17 protein-coding genes and 1 tRNA gene are annotated in these 17,373 nt (G+C 66.9%); 8 read left to right on the forward strand and 10 right to left on the reverse strand.

From position 1 onward, the window contains the following. Window positions 1-106 precede the first annotated feature (106 nt). From cobS to cobU, 3 genes are read right to left on the reverse strand one after another with little or no spacing between them, the layout of a single operon-like run. On the reverse strand, window positions 107-832 hold the full coding sequence (gene cobS, locus KNW02_RS08835; RefSeq protein ID WP_252733605.1) for an adenosylcobinamide-GDP ribazoletransferase: 726 nt from the start codon (window positions 830-832) through the stop codon (window positions 107-109). Beyond that, window positions 825-1,775 carry a nicotinate-nucleotide--dimethylbenzimidazole phosphoribosyltransferase gene (gene cobT, locus KNW02_RS08840; RefSeq protein ID WP_216032904.1) on the reverse strand — a complete coding sequence of 317 codons (951 nt, stop codon included), beginning with the start codon at window positions 1,773-1,775 and terminating at the stop codon, window positions 825-827. Before cobT ends, cobS begins: the two co-directional genes overlap by 8 nt. Then, window positions 1,762-2,292: a bifunctional adenosylcobinamide kinase/adenosylcobinamide-phosphate guanylyltransferase gene (cobU, locus tag KNW02_RS08845; RefSeq protein WP_216032905.1), complete on the reverse strand. Its 531-nt coding sequence runs from the start codon at window positions 2,290-2,292 to the stop codon at window positions 1,762-1,764. The genes cobT and cobU overlap by 14 nt, the downstream gene beginning before the upstream one ends. Before the next feature lie 128 nt (window positions 2,293-2,420). On the opposite strand from cobU, the gene KNW02_RS08850 reads away from it, so the two are divergent. From KNW02_RS08850 to KNW02_RS08870, 5 genes are all read left to right on the forward strand, one after another. Continuing rightward, complete coding sequence (locus KNW02_RS08850; protein ID WP_216032906.1) at window positions 2,421-4,025, forward strand: peptide ABC transporter substrate-binding protein; 1,605 nt, start codon at window positions 2,421-2,423, stop codon at window positions 4,023-4,025. 95 nt (window positions 4,026-4,120) lie between these two features. Continuing rightward, window positions 4,121-5,044, forward strand: coding sequence for an oligopeptide ABC transporter permease OppB (oppB, locus tag KNW02_RS08855; RefSeq protein ID WP_216032907.1), 924 nt, complete (start codon window positions 4,121-4,123; stop codon window positions 5,042-5,044). A gap of 3 nt (window positions 5,045-5,047) precedes the next feature. Then, window positions 5,048-5,974 (forward strand): ABC transporter permease subunit, encoded by a 927-nt coding sequence (locus KNW02_RS08860; RefSeq protein WP_216032908.1) that lies wholly within the window; start codon window positions 5,048-5,050, stop codon window positions 5,972-5,974. A 1-nt stretch (window position 5,975) separates the two neighbouring features. Further along, the gene (locus KNW02_RS08865; RefSeq protein ID WP_216032909.1) at window positions 5,976-7,079 is read left to right on the forward strand and encodes an oligopeptide/dipeptide ABC transporter ATP-binding protein; all 1,104 of its coding nucleotides are present in this window, start codon (window positions 5,976-5,978) and stop codon (window positions 7,077-7,079) included. Beyond that, window positions 7,076-8,104, forward strand: a complete 1,029-nt coding sequence (locus KNW02_RS08870) for an oligopeptide/dipeptide ABC transporter ATP-binding protein (RefSeq protein ID WP_216032910.1) — start codon at window positions 7,076-7,078, stop codon at window positions 8,102-8,104. The genes KNW02_RS08865 and KNW02_RS08870 overlap by 4 nt, the downstream gene beginning before the upstream one ends. A 103-nt stretch (window positions 8,105-8,207) precedes the next feature. Here the strand turns inward: KNW02_RS08870 and KNW02_RS08875 are convergent. Both KNW02_RS08875 and lipA read right to left on the reverse strand, forming a co-directional pair. After that, window positions 8,208-8,291 (reverse strand) — tRNA-Leu (locus tag KNW02_RS08875). A 60-nt stretch (window positions 8,292-8,351) separates the two neighbouring features. Beyond that, on the reverse strand, window positions 8,352-9,311 hold the full coding sequence (gene lipA, locus KNW02_RS08880; RefSeq protein ID WP_216032911.1) for a lipoyl synthase: 960 nt from the start codon (window positions 9,309-9,311) through the stop codon (window positions 8,352-8,354). 150 nt (window positions 9,312-9,461) lie between these two features. On the opposite strand from lipA, the gene KNW02_RS08885 reads away from it, so the two are divergent. Next, window positions 9,462-10,010: a peroxiredoxin gene (locus KNW02_RS08885; protein ID WP_216032912.1), complete on the forward strand. Its 549-nt coding sequence runs from the start codon at window positions 9,462-9,464 to the stop codon at window positions 10,008-10,010. Window positions 10,011-10,073: 63 nt separating this feature from the next. Here KNW02_RS08885 and KNW02_RS08890 read toward each other — a convergent pair whose 3' ends face one another. Both KNW02_RS08890 and KNW02_RS08895 read right to left on the reverse strand, forming a co-directional pair. Beyond that, the gene (locus KNW02_RS08890; RefSeq protein WP_216032913.1) at window positions 10,074-10,985 is read right to left on the reverse strand and encodes a hydrogen peroxide-inducible genes activator; all 912 of its coding nucleotides are present in this window, start codon (window positions 10,983-10,985) and stop codon (window positions 10,074-10,076) included. Window positions 10,986-11,132: 147 nt separating this feature from the next. Further along, entirely contained in the window at window positions 11,133-12,272 is a 1,140-nt protein-coding gene (locus KNW02_RS08895) for a DUF6456 domain-containing protein (protein WP_216032914.1), read from the reverse strand. Window positions 12,273-12,489: 217 nt separating this feature from the next. Between KNW02_RS08895 and KNW02_RS08900 the strand changes: the two genes are divergently transcribed. Continuing rightward, window positions 12,490-12,879, forward strand: a complete 390-nt coding sequence (locus KNW02_RS08900; protein WP_216032915.1) for a DUF6477 family protein — start codon at window positions 12,490-12,492, stop codon at window positions 12,877-12,879. Here KNW02_RS08900 and KNW02_RS08905 read toward each other — a convergent pair. Next, entirely contained in the window at window positions 12,842-14,422 is a 1,581-nt protein-coding gene (locus KNW02_RS08905) for a helicase HerA-like domain-containing protein (protein WP_216032916.1), read from the reverse strand. The two genes, KNW02_RS08900 and KNW02_RS08905, sit on opposite strands and share 38 nt — an antisense overlap. Window positions 14,423-14,958: 536 nt before the next feature. Between KNW02_RS08905 and KNW02_RS08910 the strand changes: the two genes are divergently transcribed. Continuing rightward, window positions 14,959-15,699 (forward strand): invasion associated locus B family protein, encoded by a 741-nt coding sequence (locus tag KNW02_RS08910; RefSeq protein ID WP_216032917.1) that lies wholly within the window; start codon window positions 14,959-14,961, stop codon window positions 15,697-15,699. 79 nt (window positions 15,700-15,778) lie between these two features. On the opposite strand, the gene KNW02_RS08915 is transcribed toward KNW02_RS08910, so the two are convergent. After that, window positions 15,779-17,092 carry a beta-ketoacyl-[acyl-carrier-protein] synthase family protein gene (locus tag KNW02_RS08915; RefSeq protein WP_216032918.1) on the reverse strand — a complete coding sequence of 438 codons (1,314 nt, stop codon included), beginning with the start codon at window positions 17,090-17,092 and terminating at the stop codon, window positions 15,779-15,781. Then, window positions 17,089-17,361, reverse strand: coding sequence for an acyl carrier protein (locus KNW02_RS08920; protein ID WP_252733607.1), 273 nt, complete (start codon window positions 17,359-17,361; stop codon window positions 17,089-17,091). Before KNW02_RS08920 ends, KNW02_RS08915 begins: the two co-directional genes overlap by 4 nt. Window positions 17,362-17,373 lie beyond the last annotated feature (12 nt).

Here is a 17,373-nt window from a genome sequence, read left to right on the forward strand (position 1 = left end):
TCGATTCCCGCCACGGCGGGAAGGCCGGTTTCCCCGGCCGATTATCATGCGCTTCCGGGTATGCGCGATGCCCCGGAACCGGTCAAGGATTTCGCCGGAGCTGACGTTACATCAGCAGGGCAAAGGCGGTCAGCATCGCGGTCTCGACGCCCAGCGAGACGGCCCCCAGAACATCGCCGTTATGCCCGCCCAGCCGGCGCCGTGCCCGGTGCATCAGCAGAAGTGCCGCGACCAGCCCGGCCAGTGCCGCCGGCAGGGCAGCCGGTCCCGCCGGAAGGCAGACCAGCGCCGCAATCAGCAGCGCGGCACCCAACGCCGCGCCCGATGGCCGCCCGGCCGCCCGGCCCAGCCCGTCCGGGCGCGCCGGCACCAGCGCCACCATCGCCAGCACGCTGCCCGCGCGCCCGCAGGCGGCGGCCGCGATCAGTGCGGCGGGGCCGGCGACCGTCAGCGCCGCGATGCGCAGCGCCGTGGTCAGGATCAGCGCCATGGCCCCGAAGCTGCCGATCCGCGAATCGCGCATGATCCGCAACCGCTCCTCGGGGTTCCGGCCTCCGGCCGCATCGGCAAAATCGGCCAGACCGTCCTCGTGCAGCGCGCCGGTGAACCAGACCGCCACCGCGACCGACAGCACCGCCGGCAGCAGCGGCGGGCCGGGCAGCAGCAGCGGCAGCGCGGCCATGGCACCGACCAATGCCCCCGCCAGCGGAAAGGCCCAGGTGCTGCCGGCCAGCGGCAGCACCCGCGCCGGCAGCAGATGCCCCAGCGGCAGGCGGGTCAGAAAGACCAGCGCCAGCAGAAGCTGATGCCACCTTTCCCTCGCCCTAGCCAATCCCGGCCTCGGCAAAGGTGGCCATGCCATTGTGACAGGCGACCGCGCCGCGCAGCACCATCAGCGCCACCGCCGCGCCCGATCCCTCGCCCAGGCGCATGTCCAGCGACAGGACCGGCTTCATTTCCAGCGCGGCGATCAGCCGGCGATGTCCCGGCTCGGCGCTTTCATGGCCGATCAGGCAATGGGCCAGCGCGCCCGGGTCGTCGCGCGTCAGCACCGCAGCCGCAGCCGAGCAGATGAAGCCGTCGAGGATCACCGGCAGCCGCAGGTCCCGCGCCCGCAGCACCGCGCCGCAGATCGCCGCCTGTTCGCGCCCGCCAAAGGCGGCCAGCGTGTCCCGCGCGGTTCGGGGGGCGTGGCGGGCAAGCCCGGCCGCGACGGCGCCCAGCTTTCTGGCCAGAATGCCGCCCGTCGCCCCGGTGCCGGGTCCGACCCAATCCTCGGCCCCGCCGCCAAGGACCGATGCCGCCTGAACCGCGGCCACGGTCGAATTGCCGATGCCCATCTCGCCCAGGATCAATACATCTGCCGAGGCGTCGACCGCCTCGGCGCCTGCAGCCATTGCCGCCTCAACCTCGGCCGCGTCCATGGCCGGGCCTTGGGTGAAATCGGCGGTCGACCGATCAAGATCCAGCGCCACGACCGAAAGATCGGCGTCTGCCACGCGGCAAAGCTGGTTGATCGCCGCGCCGCCCGCGCGGAAATTCCGCACCATCAGCGCCGTCACCTCGGCCGGGAACGGGTTCACCCCCTGCGCGACGACGCCGTGATTGCCGGCAAAGACCAGTGCCTGGGCGCGATCCAGCCGCGGCGCGCCGCCCTGCCAGCCGGCCAGAAACACCGCCAGTTCCTCCAGCCGCCCGAGGGATCCGGGCGGCTTGGTCAGGCTGTCCTGCCGCGCGCGCGCCGCCTGCGCGGCGGTTTCGTCAAAGCATGTCATCGGGCGTTTCCCGTGAAGGTTTCAGGCGCAGGGGCTGGCCACTGACCGCCATCCAGACCTCGTCCGCGACCTCTGCCACGGCCTGGTTCATCCAGCCGTGCCGGTCGCGGAATTCGCGCGCCAGCGCATTGCCCGGAACGATTCCCTGCCCCAGTTCATTGGTGACCAGAACGACCGGCGAGCGCTGGTGAAGCAGGACCTTGGTCAGTGAGCGGATATCCGCCGATTGCAGGCAATTGGCCAGCCACAGGGTCAGGCAATCGACCAGCCGCACCCCCTGCCCGTCGGTCTCGCGCAGGGCCTGTTCCAGGGCCACCGGCTCTTCCAGCGTGACCCAGCCATCGCCGCGACGGCGCTGATGTTCCGCAATTCTCTGCGACATTTCGTCGTCCCCGGCCCGTGCCGTGGCGATGTAGAGGCGCGGCTGCCCATGGCGCCCCACCAGCCGCTCGGCCAGCGCCGATTTGCCCGATCGGGCGCCGCCGGTGACCAGCGTGATATGTCTGCCTTCCGTCATGGCGCGCATCTGTCTCACATGAGCCTTGCGGTGAAAAGCGGCAAACGGCCTTGCCGATGGCGCCGGTTGGAATAAGCTTGTGCTATTGCGGCGCAGAGACGCCGGCCATCCAACCTGGAGGGATATCCATGACCAGACTTGCCACCGCCACGGCACTGGCCATCGTGCTTGCATTGCCAAGCCATGGGGCGACGCCTGCCGAAGGCGATAACCTGGCGGAAAATCAGGAACTTAGTTTCTGGATCCTCGACGCCATCAAGTCGCTGGATCCGCAGATCACCTCGTCGCGCACGGATTCCGACATGATCCGCCAGCTGTTCGAGGGACTGCTGAACGAGGACGCGAAGGGCGCGATGATCCCCGGCGCGGCCGAAAGCTGGGAGGTCAGCGAGGACGGGCTGACCTATACGTTCCATCTGCGCGACGCCAAATGGTCGAACGGCGATCCGGTCACCGCGGGCGATTTCGTCTATGCCTGGCAGCGCGCGGCCAATCCGGCGACGGCCTCGGAATATGCCTGGTTCATCGAGCTGATGAACATCGTCAACGCGGCCGAGATCGTGGCCGGCGAGAAGGCGCCCGAAGAACTGGGCGCCAAGGCCCTCGACGACAAGACGCTGGAAGTGACGCTGATCAAGCCCACGCCCTATTTCCTGAAAACCCTGTCCCACGCCACCACCTACCCCACCCCGCAGAAGGTGATCGAGGCCGAGGGCGACGCCTGGACCCAGCCCGGCAAGATGGTCGGCAATGGCGCCTATGTGCTGGAAAGCCACGAGCTGGGCGTGCAGGCGACGGCGGTGAAGAACGAGAATTACTGGGACGCCGCCAATACTGTCATGGACAAGGTGACCTTCGTCACCGTCAACGACCAGAACATCGCCCTGACCCGCTATCTGGCGGGCGAGATCGACTGGATGAACACCCTGCCCGCCGGCCAGTTCCCGCGCCTGCAGGGGGAATATCCCGATCAGGCGGTCTCGACCCCCTGGGCCTGTTCCTATTCCTACCTGTTCAACCTGTCGGACAAGGGCCCCGAGGCGCTGAAGGATCTGCGCGTGCGGCAGGCGCTGTCCTATGCCATCGACCGCGACATCATCGTCGACAAGATCCTGCAGGGCGGCCAGAAGCCGGCCTATTACTGGACCCATTGGGCCATCGAGGGCTTCGAGGCGCCCGAGATCGAGATGGCCGGCTGGAGCCAGGCCGAGCGGATGGAAAAGGCCAAGGCCCTGCTGGCCGAGGCGGGTTACGGCCCCGACAATCCGCTGACCCTGACGATCCAGTACAACACCTCCGAGGACCACAAGAAGCTGGCCATCGCGGTCCAGCAGTTCTGGAAGGCGATCGGCGTCAACGTGACGCTGAACAACTACGAATGGAAGGTGCATATCGACCGGCTGAACAATCAGGATTTCGAGGTCGCCCGCTATGCCTGGTGCGGCGATTACAACGAAGCCTCGACCTTCCTCGATTACTTCCGCTCGGGCGGCTACAATCAGGGCAAGTATTCCAACGCCGACTATGACAAGCTCTTGGCCGATGCCGCGACCGCCGAGAACCCGGCCGATCTCTACAAGCAGGCCGAGCAGATCCTCGTCGGCGACATGGCGCTGGCCCCGGCCTATCACTATGCGCAGGCCCAGATGATCAATGCCGATCTGCGCGGCGTGCCGCTCGAGAACGTGATGAGCACCTGGTACGCCAAGGACATGTATCGCGTCGCCGAGTGACGCGGCGCTTTGCTTTGTGATGACGGAAGGGGGCATCCGTCCCCTTCCGGGTTCCTCAAGACGGACCGGATCCGTCCCGCAGGGAGGCTGTGCCGATGTTCGCATTTGTCATGCGACGCCTGGCAGTAGCGATACCGACGCTGCTGCTGCTGATAATCTTCTCGTTCATCCTGATGCATCTGGCGCCGGGCGGGCCGTTTTCGCAGGAGCGCGAGTTGCCGGCACAGGTGCTGGCCAATCTGAATGAAAAATACGGGCTGAACGATCCGCTGTGGAAACAGATCTGGAACTATCTGACCGGGATCGTGCTGCATTTCGATTTCGGCCCCAGCTTCGTCTATCCCGACCGCACGGTGAACGAACTGATCGCCAGCGGTTTTCCGGTGACGCTGACCTATGGCACGCTGAGTTTCATCGTCGCCATTCTGGCCGGTGTCTCGCTGGGGGTGATCGCGGCGATCTGGCATAACAGCTGGCTGGACTATCTGGCGGTCGGCATTTCCATCGGCGCCCAGGTGCTGCCGAATTTCGTCATGGCGCCGATCCTCGTTCTGGTCTTCACGCTGTGGTACCGGCTGCTGCCCGGCGGCGGTTGGAGCTTTACCGACCCCACCTTCTGGATCATGCCGGTGATCGCGCTGGCGACCAGCTACATGGCCTCGATCGCGCGGATCACCCGCTCCTCGATGCTGGAGGTGCTGGGCTCGAACCATATCCGCACCGCCCGCGCCAAGGGCATGCCCGAACATCGCGTCATCATCCGCCACGCGCTGAAGCCCGCCATGCTGCCGGTGATCAGCTATCTGGGCCCGGTCTTCGTGTCGATGATCACCGGCTCGGTGGTGATCGACATCTATTTCTCGACCGGCGGGATCGGCAAGGCCTTCGTCGATTCGGCGCTGAACCGCGATTACGCGGTGATGATGGGGGTGACCATCCTCGTCGGCGCGCTGACCATCCTGTTCAACCTCATCGTCGATATCCTCTATGCGTGGATCGACCCCAAGATCAGGTACTGAGCCATGGTCATCCAGCAGGACAAGATGCAATCGCTGGCCGCCCGCATGGCCGAGGACGAGGTCAAGGGCCGCAGTCCTTGGGCCGATGCGCGCAAGCGTTTCCTGCGCAACAGGGCGGCCATGGCGGGGCTGGTGATCCTGATCCTCGTGGCGCTGTTCGCGCTGTTCGGCAACCGCTTTGCCGCCTGGTCGAACGAGGATCTGGATTTCAACGTCATGGGACAGGTCGCGACCATGGGCATGCCCTCGGTCGAGAACGGGCATTATTTCGGCACCGACGATCTGGGCCGCGACCTGTTCGCCCGCACCGTGCAGGGCACGCAGATATCCTTGATGGTCGGCATCGTCGGCGCCGCCATCGCGGTGATCGCGGGCACGCTTTACGGCGCGACGGCGGGCTATGTCGGCGGGCGCACCGACCAGCTGATGATGCGCGCCGTCGATATCCTGATGGCGATCCCCTACATGTTCGTGCTGATCCTGCTGCTGGTGATGTTCGGCCGCTCGATCGCGATGCTGTTTCTGGGCATCGGCCTGATCTCGTGGCTGGACATGAGCCGCATCGTGCGCGGTCAGACCCTGAGCCTGAAGAACCGCGAATTCATCGAGGCGGCGCGGGCGACCGGGGTGCCGGCATGGCGCATCATCCTGCGCCATATCGTGCCGAACCTTCTGGGCGTGGTCGCGGTCTATGCGACGCTGCTGGTGCCGCTGATGATCCTGACCGAAAGCTTCATCAGCTTTCTGGGCCTCGGCGTGCAGGAGCCCCTGACCTCGTGGGGGGCGCTGATCTCGGAAGGGGCGCGCACCATGTCCTATGGCACGCTGTGGCAACTGGCCTTCCCGCTGTTCTTCTTCTGCATCACGCTGTTCGGCTTTTTCTTCGTCGGCGACGGTCTGCGTGACGCCCTCGACCCGAAGGATCGCTGAGATGGCATTGCTTGAGATCAACGATCTGTCCGTCCGCTTCCAGACCAATGACGGCGAGGTGCGGGCGGTCAACGACGTGAACCTGACCGTCGATCCGGGCGAGACGCTGGGCGTGGTCGGCGAATCCGGCAGCGGCAAGTCGCAGCTGTCCTTCGCGCTGATGGGGCTTCTGGCGCGGAACGGCCGGGCCAGCGGCAGCGTCCGCTTCGACGGGCAGGAAATCCTGAACGCGCCGCCGAAGCTGATGAACCGCATCCGGGCCGAAAAGATCGCGATGATCTTTCAGGACCCGATGACCTCGCTCAACCCCTATATGCGGGTCGCCGACCAGATGGCCGAGGTCCTGACCCTGCACAAGGGCATGACCAAGCGCGAGGCGGTGGCCGAGGCGGTGCGCATGCTGGACGCGGTCAAGATCCCCGATGCGCAGGGCCGGGTGCGGCTTTATCCGCACGAATTTTCCGGCGGGATGCGGCAGCGGGTGATGATCGCCATGGCGCTGCTGTGCAAGCCGCGGCTTTTGATCGCGGACGAACCGACGACGGCGCTGGATGTGACGGTGCAGGCGCAGATCATGCAGCTTCTGGCCGATCTGCAACGGGAATTCGGCATGGCGATGATCCTGATCACCCATGACATGGGCGTCGTCGCCGGCTCGTGCGAGCGGGTCGTGGTCATGTATGGCGGCCGCATCCGCGAACGCGCCCCGGTCGGCCCGCTGTTTTCCGCACCGGCCCATCCCTATACGCAGGGCCTTCTGGCCGCGATCCCGCGCGTCGATCATCAGGGCGACGAACTGGCGGCGATCCCCGGCTCGCCACCGAACATGACCCGCCCGCCGGCCGGCTGCGCCTTCGAGCCGCGCTGCCCCTATCGCCGCGCCGAGTGCGCGACCCGCGAACCGGCGCTGGACGGCTTTGACGAGGGCCGGGCGCGGGCCTGTTTCGCGCCGCTGCAGGACGTGCTGGCGCATCGCGAAACCGTGCATCTGGCCGAGGACGAGGCCGCCATCGCCAGCCCCGATGAACAGGACGAGGCCATCCCCGCCGCCGCCATTGCCGGCGCGGGCGTGGCCGGAACCCCCAGCACGGTGGACAAGCCATGACGACGAAGCCCCTGCTTGATGTGCGCGACCTGCGCGTGACCTTCCAAATCCGGCGCGAGGGCGACCTGCCCTGGACCCCGCCGCGACAGCTGCATGCGGTTGGCGGCGTCGATTTCACCCTCAACCCCGGCGAGACGCTGGGGGTGGTGGGCGAATCCGGCTGCGGGAAATCGACGCTGGCGCGCGCGCTGATCGGCCTTGTTCCGGCGACTGGCCAGGCCGAATGGATCGACGGCCGCGACCTGCTGGCCCTGACCCCGCGGCAGATGATGAAATACCGCGCCGATATCCAGATGGTGTTTCAGGACCCGCTGGCCAGCCTGAACCCGCGCATGACCGTCGGCCAGATCATCGCCGAGCCGCTGACCACGCATCATCCGGGCCTTGGCCGCGCCGAGGTGAAGGATCGCGTCAAGGCGATGATGCAGAAGGTCGGGCTGCTGCCGAACCAGATCAACCGCTATCCGCATGAATTCAGCGGCGGCCAGTGTCAGCGCATCGGCATCGCCCGCGCCCTGATCGTCGAGCCGAAGCTGATCATCTGCGACGAACCCGTTTCGGCGCTGGATGTCTCGATCCAGGCGCAGGTCATCAACCTGCTGATCCGGTTGCAGCGCGAACTGGGTCTGGCGCTGGTCTTCATCGCGCATGATCTGTCGGTGGTGAAGCATATCAGCGACCGGGTGATGGTGCTGTATCTGGGCAAGGTGATGGAGATCGCATCCTCGGACGATCTTTATGCCGCGCCCCAGCACCCCTATACGCAGGCGCTGCTGTCGGCGGTGCCGGTGCCCGATCCCGATTTCGACGTGGCGGAAAGCGTGGTGCCGCTGGCCGGCGACCTGCCTTCACCGCTGGCGCCGCCCTCCGGCTGCGTGTTCCGCACCCGCTGCCCGCGCGCGCAACCCGCCTGCGCCGAGCAGGTGCCGGCGCTGATGGGCGAGGATCACCTGACCGCCTGCCATTTCCCCGGCCCGCTGACCGAGGAAGAGATCACCCGCGCGAGGCAAACCGAGGCAGCCTGATGCCGCCTGCCCCGGTTGTGCGGCCGGTCAATGGCCGAAATCCTTTCGCCGGCCAGACCTGAATCTGGCCGCAGAACCGTCTGCAATCTCGTGAATGCGAGGCTGGTACCCGAGGTCGGACTCGAACCGACATGCCTTGCGGCGGCGGATTTTGAATCCGCTGCGTCTACCATTCCGCCACTCGGGCCTCACAGCATCGGGTAAGCCGCCCGGCGTCGATTTGCAAGGGGGCGCCGAGGAGGGCCGGTCAGGCTCGCCCCAGCTTCTCCAGCCGTGCCGCGCGCAGCCGCGCGAAATCGTCGCCCGCATGATAGGAGGACCGGGTCAGCGGCGTCGCCGAGACCATCAGGAAGCCCTTGCCGAAGGCCGCCTTCTCGTAGCTGGCGAATTCCTCGGGCGTCACGAAGCGGTCGACCCGGTGATGCTTGGGCGTCGGCTGCAGGTACTGGCCGATGGTCATGAAGTCGATATCGGCGGCGCGCATGTCATCCATGACCTGCAGCACGCCCTGACGATCCTCGCCCAGCCCGACCATGATGCCGGATTTGGTGAACATCGCCGGGTCCAGTTCCTTCACCCGCTGCAAGAGCCGCAGCGAGTGGAAATAGCGCGCGCCCGGACGGACCGACGGATAGAGGCCGGGCACGGTTTCCAGATTGTGGTTGAACACGTCGGGCCGGGCCTCGACCACGCATTCCAGCGCGCCCGGTTTCGACTTCAAGAAATCCGGCGTCAGCACCTCGATCGTGGATTGCGGCGAGCGGTGGCGGATCGCGCGAATCGTCTGGGCGAAATGCTCGGCCCCGCCATCGTCCAGATCGTCGCGGTCGACGCTGGTGATGACGACATGGTTCAGCCCCAGCTTCTGGACGGCATGGGCGACGCGGCCCGGCTCGAACACGTCCAGCGCATTGGGCTTGCCGGTGATGACATTGCAGAAGGAACAGCCGCGGGTGCAGATCTCGCCCATGATCATCATGGTGGCGTGGCCCTGGCTCCAGCATTCGCCGACATTGGGGCAGCCGGCCTCTTCGCAGACCGTGGACAGCCGGTTCTCGCGCAGGATGTCGCGCGTCTGCTTGTATCCCTCCGATGTCGGCGCCTTGACGCGAATCCAGTCGGGCTTCCTTGGCTGCGCCTGATCGGCCCGGTGGGCCTTTTCCGGGTGGCGCAGGCGCGGTGGCTGCGGAGGTGTCATCTCGGTCATGTCCGATCCATCGATGGGTTTGTCCCTAATTAATCCGAAAGCGGGCCTTGATCAACGCTGCGTAACATGCTGCATGCACATGCCCCCTGCTGCACCGCAGCGAGGGCCAGGACGACGGGGAGGAAAACCGCAGATGAAAGGACGAGCAAGATGAAGATCGGCGACAATATTCCCCAGGTGACCTTCCAGACCCGTGTGCGCGATGAGGCGATCGGCGGATCGAACCCCTTCCGCTGGCAGGCGGTGACCAGCGACGATTATTTCAAGGGCAAGCGCGTGGTGCTGTTCTCGCTGCCCGGCGCCTTCACCCCGACCTGTTCGACCTATCAACTGCCCGGTTTCGAAAACGCCTTTGCGCGCATGCGCGAACTGGGCATCGATGCGATCTATTGCATGTCGGTCAATGACAGCTTCGTCATGAACCAGTGGGCCAAGGCCCAGCAGCTGACGAACGTGCGGGTGATTCCGGACGGTTCGGGCGAATTCACCGCCAAGGCCGGGATGCTGGTGCGCAAGGACAATCTGGGCTTTGGCGCGCGCAGTTGGCGCTATGCCGCAGTGGTCAATGACGGCGTGGTCGAGGCCTGGTTCGAGGAACCGGGGCGCTGCGACAACTGCCCCGAGGATCCCTATGGCGAGACCTCGCCCGAAGCCGTGCTGAACTGGCTTCAGAACGCCCGGATCGCCGAACCGGCCTGAACCCGAGCCGAGCCGATACGAATGAACGGGCCGCCCTCGGGCGGCCCTTGTCGTTCCGGCCGATCAGGTGGCGGTCAGCCGCCGCCCGGCCTCGCGCAGCGTTTCGGCCAGTTCCTCGAACCAGCCATCGGCCGCCGTCGAGGCGCGGCGCATCAGCAGGACCTGCCGCGCCGGCTGAGGATCGGGAAAGCGCATCGCCGCCAGCCCCGGCGCCGCCGCCGTCTCCTGGGCGCGGGCGATCTCGGGCAGGAAGGTCAGCCCCATGCCCTGTGCCGCCAGCCGGCACAGCGTCGTCAGCGAGGCCGCCCCCAGATCCAGCCGGCTGCCACGGCGGCTGAGCCCGCAGACCTCCAGAGCCTGATCGCCCAGGCAATGCCCCTCGTCCAGCAGCAGCAGCTGCGCCGGATCCAGCGCCTGCGGCCGCAGCGTCTCGGCGCGACCGGCAAACTGGGCAATGCGCCCCTCGCTGCCAGCCAAGAGGAACTGATCGGTGAACAGCGGCACCGCCACCATGCGCGCGTCATCGGGCGGCGTGGCCACCACCGCGGCATCAAGACGGCCGCCCTCCAGTTCCTCCAGCAGCCGGTCGGTCTGCGCCTCGCGCAGATGCATGTCGCGGCCGATATCGCGCGCGCGCAGGACCGGCAGCACTTCGGGCAGCAGGTAGGGGGCGACGGTCGGGATCATGCCCAGCATCAGCCGCCCGCCCTGCCCCGGCTGGCGCAGCCCCTGTTCCAGCCCGGCCATCGCCGCCATGACCTGACGCGCCTGCTCGGCCAGGGCCCGGCCGCGCGGGGTCAGCACGATGCCCGCGGGCGTGCGTTCGACCAGGCGGGCGCCGGCTTCCTCTTCCAGGGCGCGGATCTGCATCGACAGGGCCGGCTGGGTCACATGGATGGTTTCGGCCGCGCGCGTGAAATGTCCCTGCTCGGCAAGGGCAAGAAAATAGCGCAACTGGCGCAGCGAGATATTCATAAGGGCGCCTGATCGAAACCACGAAACATCCGGATAGGCCATTATCGCCGCCGAAGCCCCGAGATCAATGCGAAGGACGACTGCCGGGCATGGAAACGCCTGCCGCAGCACCGGGTCGCGGCAGGCGCTGCATGGTGGACGGCCCGTCTATCCGATCAGCGGAGAACCGCCGCCGTAGGTTTCCAGATAGTGACGCTCAAGCCGCATCAGGGCCAGACGCAGGACGATCTTGCCCGAGCGCGCCGACCAGCCCAGCCGACGCTCGGTCATCTCGATCCCCTCGAGGAAGCAGCAGACCCGCAGGACCAGATCGCCCATGCCGGGGCCCAGTTCGCGCAGGGCGGTGCCAACCCGGTCGCGGGCGGATTCCGAGCCGCCGCGATGGCCGCCACCGCCACGCGAAATATCGACGCCCGCGGTCATGAACCGATCCCAGTTCTGGGTCGTCCTTGGCCCTATCTGGGCCAGTTCGAAATCCTCGCGCAGCCTTTCGCCCGCGGCCACCATGCCGGGCGTCAGGAAGGGCTGACCGTTCCCGTCGCGCCGCCGCGCCAGCATCAGAAGCGGGCTTTCGGCGATGTTCACGCGGGCCGAACGGCGCTTTCCATCCTCGGGATCCTCGATCACCCTGAACCGCCAGATCCGGTGCCGGTCGGCGTGATCAAATGCGGCGGGCGCCTCGGCCATGCCACCGGCTGCGGCGACCGCGACGGGACGGGCATCGCTGAAATCGCCCGGCCGTGGCACCCCGGCCCGCCGCCGCTGCGCCCCCATCAGACCGCGCAGGGCCTCGCGCCCGGCCGGCGCGATCCCATAACGCTGGATCCGCCCGCCCCGACCGATCTGGACCACCCAGCCCCGAAGCGCCATCGTCTCGGCCAATGTCCGGTCGAGAATGGCGGTGCGGATGTCGTCACGGGTGACGATGGCCTTGTCCATGCCCTCGGCCGAGGCCATCACCGCGCCCGGTTCGGCCAGCCGCCGCAGGATGCGCGCAGCCGCGCGGTCGTCGATGCCGGGGCCGGCATCCGCACTGCCCGACAGCGCGCCATCCACCAGCGGATCGTCGCGCCGCGCCTCGAAACGCCGGATGCGGCGCAGGATCGTCGAGGCATGGCAGCCGGCCTCGCGGGCCAAGGCACGAATGGTCTCTCCGTCCTCGACATGGCGAAGATACAGCCGGGCGTCTTCCGGCAGGTCCGCCCTTGCGACCGTCGGCACAGGACTCCCTGATCGGTGGTCCGCGCCGTCCGCCCCGATAGCGAAATCACCGGTCAATATGGTCATGTCAGGTCCCTTGTCGTCCTCGGGCAGTCCGGCAGAAAACTACCCTGGGTTGGTTTTCGCCCTGTGGATAACAGGGCAATTTCTGCACATAGGGACAACATTCGCTAACAAACCCTAAAGAATCCCTGTCTCTCCGCGCGCTGCAATCGGGCCATCGGCAACACCCGTTAAGGTTGTGTGAAGCTGCCAGCATCGACAGCCAAGAGGACCGACTGCCATGACCGCGATACCCAATGTGATCGTCTTCCGCTCTCGCCCGCCGCGGACCGGCCTGCGCCGCCCGGGCGCGCTGATCCGCGCCGCCCGCGAGGGGCAGGCCGGCTGGAGACGCGAGCGCGACCTGCCGCGGCTGCTGCGCGCCGAGCGCTGCCCGGCGCCGGGGGTCGTGCTGCCGCGCCTGCGCGCCGAAGAGGCGATCGTGAACGAGGCCCGGATCGAGCGCGCAGCCGATTACGACATTCGCCGCCATGTCCTGCTGATGATCGCGATCCTGGCCGAGATGCGCGCGGCGGTGGCGATGGCACCGCAGCCGGCGGCCACCCGCCCGGGTCGGGCTTCAAGCGCGCGGATCAGCGCCCCCGGAACAGCGATCCCAGCACACCCCTGACCAGCGCCTGCCCCGACTTCGTGCCCAGCTGCCGGGCGAGGCTCTTGCCGAAGGTTTCGACAACGCTGTCGCTGCGCGACGACCGGCCCCCCGACCTGCTGCGGGGTGCCGCCTCGGCCCGCGGCTGATAGCGCCGCGCCTGGCGGTATTCATCGCGGCTCATGTCGAACAGCGCCTCGTCGGCATCGGCCTGCTTTTCGGCTTCGGCGCTGGCACGGGCCGCTTCTTCCGCGCGGCGCGCAAGAAGCTCATGCGCCGATTCCCGTTCCAGCCGGGTGTTGTATTTCGCCGCCATCGGCGAGGCATTCATGGTCTCGCTGCGCTCGGCCGGGCTGACCGGGCCAAGGCGGCTGAGGGGCGGCCGGATCAGCGTGCGCTGCGCGATTCCGGGCACACCCTTGGCCTCGAGCAGCGAGGTGACCGCCTCGCCGGTGCCGACGCCCTGGATCGCCTCGGCGATGTCGAAATCCGGGTTCGGGCGATAATTCTCGGCCGCCAGCCGCAGCGCCTTCTGGTCCTTGGCGGTGAAGGCGCGCAGCGCGTGCTGAACCCGGTTGCCAAGCTGGCCAAGAATATCCTCGGGAATATCGGCCGGGTTCTGGCTGATGAACCAGACGCTGACCCCTTTCGAGCGGATCAGCCGTGCCACCTGTTCCACCTTGTCGATCAGCGCCTTGGGGGCGTCGTCGAACAGCAGATGCGATTCGTCGAAGAAGAAGGCGATGCGCGGCCGGTCGGGATCGCCCACCTCGGGCAGCTGCTCGAACAGCTCGGACAAGAGCCACAGCAGGAAGGTGGCGTAAAGCCGGGGCGAGTTCATCAGCCGGTCGGCGGCCAGAATGTTCACCATGCCCTTGCCCGATACGTCCTGCCGCATCATGTCCGACAGTTCCAGCGCGGGCTCGCCGAACAGGTGATCGCCGCCCTGATTTTCCAGCACCAGCAACGCGCGCTGGATCGCGCCGACGCTGGCGGTGCTGACATTGCCGTATTGCAGCGGCAGATCGGTGGCATTCTGGCCGACCCAGACCAGCAGCGCCTGCAGATCCTTCAGATCCAGCAATGCCAGCCCCTGCTCGTCGGCGACGCGGAAGGCGATGTTCATCACCCCCTCCTGTGCGTCGGTCAGGTCCAGCAGGCGCGACAGCAGCAGCGGCCCCATCTCGGCCGGGGTGGTGCGGACCGGGTGGCCCTGTTCGCCCCAGACATCCCAGAAGGTGACCGGGAAGGGCTGATAGTCCAGGTCGATCCCGATCTGCTCGGCGCGTTTCTGGAAGGGAGCGTGCAGCTTGGCCTCGGGCGATCCGCCGCGCGACAAGCCGGCCAAGTCGCCCTTCACATCCGACAGGACCACCGGCACCCCCGCCAGCGACAGGCTTTCGGCAAGGGTCTGCAGCGTCACCGTCTTGCCGGTCCCGGTCGCCCCGGCGATCATCCCGTGCCGGTTGGCGTACTTCAGCAGCAGGGACTGCGGCTCGGCGCGGTCGCTGCCGCCGCCTCCCACGAAGATGGTGCCCGCCCCGTCATCCAGCACTTTCGCCATGTTCACCGCCCCTGATCGCGTTGTTTCCGTTGCCTGCATCGCCTTGCGCGCGCTGCGACAATACAAACTTAACCGGTTTCTGCCAGTATTCGAATCATCCGGGGTCATTGCCGTGGGTCCGGATCTTCCTCCCTGTTGGACTGCCGCGCCCTCGGGCGCGGCTTTTTTTGTGATCGAACACAGTTGATTGAACTGTTGACGGATCACGACAGCGCGACTAGCGTGCGGCCAATGATGACCGGCCAGTCCGGCAGGGAGACAACGCCTCAGGCGTTCGGGGTCGTAGCGGAAGCTGCGGCCCCTATTGTTTCACCCGCCCGGAGCCGGGACCAGCCCGACATTCGTCGCAACCCTGCGCCCGCGACGGGCCAGTCAAGGATCGGCAGCGCGGGCCAGTCCGGCAAGTCCGGAATTCCCCACCGCCCCCGGACCCGAGGGGTCAAGCCTTGGTGAAGCCGCGTGCGCGGTTGCTGCCTGACAAAAGCTTTCAGACATGCTAGGCGGCGGCAAAGCATCGAGCAAAAGGGAAGACATACATGCCGATCACATCCTCGCGGGCGCTGCTGGCGGCGCTGGCCCTTGTCGCTGTCCCGGCCTTTGCCCAGGACAGCGCGCCATCCGCAGAGGCGGAAGCCCCCGCGGCAGAGGCCACCGATGCCGCGACGACCGAGGCTCCTTCCGCCGAGGCCACCGCGACCGAAGCAGAGGCGCAAGCGGCCGAGACCGCACCCGCAGCCGGGGAGCCTGCCACTGCCGCCGAGGCGCCCGCCTCCGACGAACCGCAAGTCGGCAGCTATTACATCAAGTCGACCCAGAAGGACTGGACCCTGCGCTGCATCAAGGCCGGCGAAGGCAAGGATCCCTGTGAACTGTATCAGCTGATGAAGGATGCGAACGGAAATTCCGTGGCCGAAATGACGCTGATCCCGCTGAACAGCGGCCAGGTTGCCGCCGGCGCCACGCTGATCGCGCCGCTTGAAACCGATCTGGTCGAGGGCCTGAGCCTTGCGATCGACAGTGGCAAGGCCAGCGGCTATCCGTTCAGCTTCTGCGCCCCCATCGGCTGCATCTCGCGGATGGGCTTTACCGCGGCCGAGATCGGCGCCCTGAAGAACGGCGGCAAGGTGACCGTGAGCCTGCTGCCCTTCGGCGCGGATCCGAAGGACCCGGTGAAACTGACGCTGTCGCTGGCCGGCTTTACCGCGGCCTATGACGAGTTGACGGCCTATGCCGCCGCCGCCGCGCCGGCTGCCGCCGAGGCCCCGGCCGGCGAATAGGCCCGCGCCAAACACTGCCTGAACAGGAACCGCGCCCAATTCTGATCGGGCGCGGTTCTTTCGTTCTGCCGGGCCGCGGTCAGATCCGGCGCAGGGCGATCACCGCGTTCAGCCCACCGAAGGCGAAGGCATTCGACAGGGCCGCATCGACCTGCGCCTCGCGCGCCTCGTTCGGCACCACGTCCAGCGCGCATTCGGGATCGGGTTCCTGATAGCCGATGGTCGGCGCAATCACGCCCTCGCGCAGGGCCATGACACAGGCCAGCAGCTCGACCGCGCCGGTGCCGCCGATCAGATGGCCATGCATCGACTTGGTGGAGGAGATCATCAGCCGGTCGGCATGATGGCCGAAGGCATGGGCGACGGCGGCGCATTCGGTCTTGTCATTGGCGGCGGTGCCGGTGCCATGGGCGTTGATATAGCCGACCTGATCCGGGTTCAGCCCGGCATCGTGCAGGGCACCGGTGATCGCGCGTTCGGCCCCCTGGGCCGAGGGCATGACGATATCCTGCGCGTCCGAGGACATGGCGAATCCCACCACCTCGGCCAGGATCTCGGCGCCGCGGCTGCGGGCGCTGTCGTAATCCTCGAAGACGAAGACGCCGGCCCCCTCGCCCTGCACCATGCCGTTGCGGTTGGCCGAGAACGGGCGGCAGGCGTCCTTGGACATGACCCGCAGCCCCTCCCATGCCTTGACGCCGCCAAAGCACAGCATCGCCTCGGAACCGCCGGTCAGCATCACCTGCGCCGCACCCGAGCGGACCATCTGGAAGGCCAGCCCCATCGCGTGGTTGGAACTGGCGCAGGCGGTCGCGACGGTGAAGGACGGTCCGCGCAGGCCATATTCCATGCTGACATGGCTGGCGGCGGCGTTGTTCATCAGCTTGGGCACCACGAAGGGATGGACGCGGTTCTTGCCCTCTTCATAGACGGCGCGGTAATTGTCGTCCCAGGTATTCAGCCCGCCCCCGGCGGTGCCCAGGATGACACCGGATCGCAGCCCCAGCTTGCCGGCGAAATTCAGCCCCGACTGGGCCACCGCCTGCTTGGCCGACAGCAGCGTGAACTGGGTGAATTTGTCATAGAGCAGGATCTGCTGACGGTTGAAATGATCCTCGGGCTTCCAGTCATGGATCTGCGCGCCGATCTGGATCGACAGCCGGTCGACATCGCGAAAGTTCAGCTGCGTGATCCCGCAGCGCCCCTCGCGGAAGGCCTCGAGGGTCGAGGTGACGTCATGCCCGAGGGCATTGATCGTGCCGGCGCCGGTGATGACCACGCGGCGCGAGCCATCGGGACGCGTAGCCTTCGCCGCCGAGGCGACGGCCGGGACCGCCAGGTCGTCGGATTCGGAATCGCGGGCGGCTTTCCTGCCGGATTTCTTCGGGCTCATGCAGCCTTCAACGCGACCAGACGTTCGACGGCCGCAATGATCGTCCCCATGTTCGAGATGTCGAAATCCGACTTCTCGGGCTCGTTGGCGTTGAAGGGGATCGAGATGTCGAACTCTTCCTCCAGCGCGAAGATCGATTCGACCAGTCCAAGACTGTCGATCCCCAGATCCTCGGGGGTTGCCTCATCGGCGATCTGGTCCGGCTCGAGCATTGCCTGCTCGGCGATGATGGCCCTGATGCGGGATTTGATGGTGATGGTGTCGGTCATGTGGCCTCCTGC

Source organism: Paracoccus marinaquae (assembly GCF_018860165.1).
Classification (GTDB): domain Bacteria; phylum Pseudomonadota; class Alphaproteobacteria; order Rhodobacterales; family Rhodobacteraceae; genus Paracoccus; species Paracoccus marinaquae.

Coding starts and splice junctions, on each gene's coding strand:
- KNW02_RS08865 (WP_216032909.1), top strand. CDS start 5,976: ATGGCATTGCTTGAGATCAACGATCTGTCCGTCCGCTTCCAGACCAAT.
- KNW02_RS08905 (WP_216032916.1), bottom strand. CDS start 14,422: ATGGCGAAAGTGCTGGATGACGGGGCGGGCACCATCTTCGTGGGAGGC.
- oppB (WP_216032907.1), top strand. CDS start 4,121: ATGTTCGCATTTGTCATGCGACGCCTGGCAGTAGCGATACCGACGCTG.
- lipA (WP_216032911.1), bottom strand. CDS start 9,311: ATGACCGAGATGACACCTCCGCAGCCACCGCGCCTGCGCCACCCGGAA.
- KNW02_RS08870 (WP_216032910.1), top strand. CDS start 7,076: ATGACGACGAAGCCCCTGCTTGATGTGCGCGACCTGCGCGTGACCTTC.
- KNW02_RS08920 (WP_252733607.1), bottom strand. CDS start 17,361: ATGACCGACACCATCACCATCAAATCCCGCATCAGGGCCATCATCGCC.
- cobT (WP_216032904.1), bottom strand. CDS start 1,775: ATGACATGCTTTGACGAAACCGCCGCGCAGGCGGCGCGCGCGCGGCAG.
- KNW02_RS08850 (WP_216032906.1), top strand. CDS start 2,421: ATGACCAGACTTGCCACCGCCACGGCACTGGCCATCGTGCTTGCATTG.
- KNW02_RS08900 (WP_216032915.1), top strand. CDS start 12,490: ATGACCGCGATACCCAATGTGATCGTCTTCCGCTCTCGCCCGCCGCGG.
- KNW02_RS08890 (WP_216032913.1), bottom strand. CDS start 10,985: ATGAATATCTCGCTGCGCCAGTTGCGCTATTTTCTTGCCCTTGCCGAG.
- KNW02_RS08895 (WP_216032914.1), bottom strand. CDS start 12,272: ATGACCATATTGACCGGTGATTTCGCTATCGGGGCGGACGGCGCGGAC.
- KNW02_RS08910 (WP_216032917.1), top strand. CDS start 14,959: ATGCCGATCACATCCTCGCGGGCGCTGCTGGCGGCGCTGGCCCTTGTC.
- KNW02_RS08860 (WP_216032908.1), top strand. CDS start 5,048: ATGGTCATCCAGCAGGACAAGATGCAATCGCTGGCCGCCCGCATGGCC.
- KNW02_RS08885 (WP_216032912.1), top strand. CDS start 9,462: ATGAAGATCGGCGACAATATTCCCCAGGTGACCTTCCAGACCCGTGTG.
- cobU (WP_216032905.1), bottom strand. CDS start 2,292: ATGACGGAAGGCAGACATATCACGCTGGTCACCGGCGGCGCCCGATCG.
- KNW02_RS08915 (WP_216032918.1), bottom strand. CDS start 17,092: ATGAGCCCGAAGAAATCCGGCAGGAAAGCCGCCCGCGATTCCGAATCC.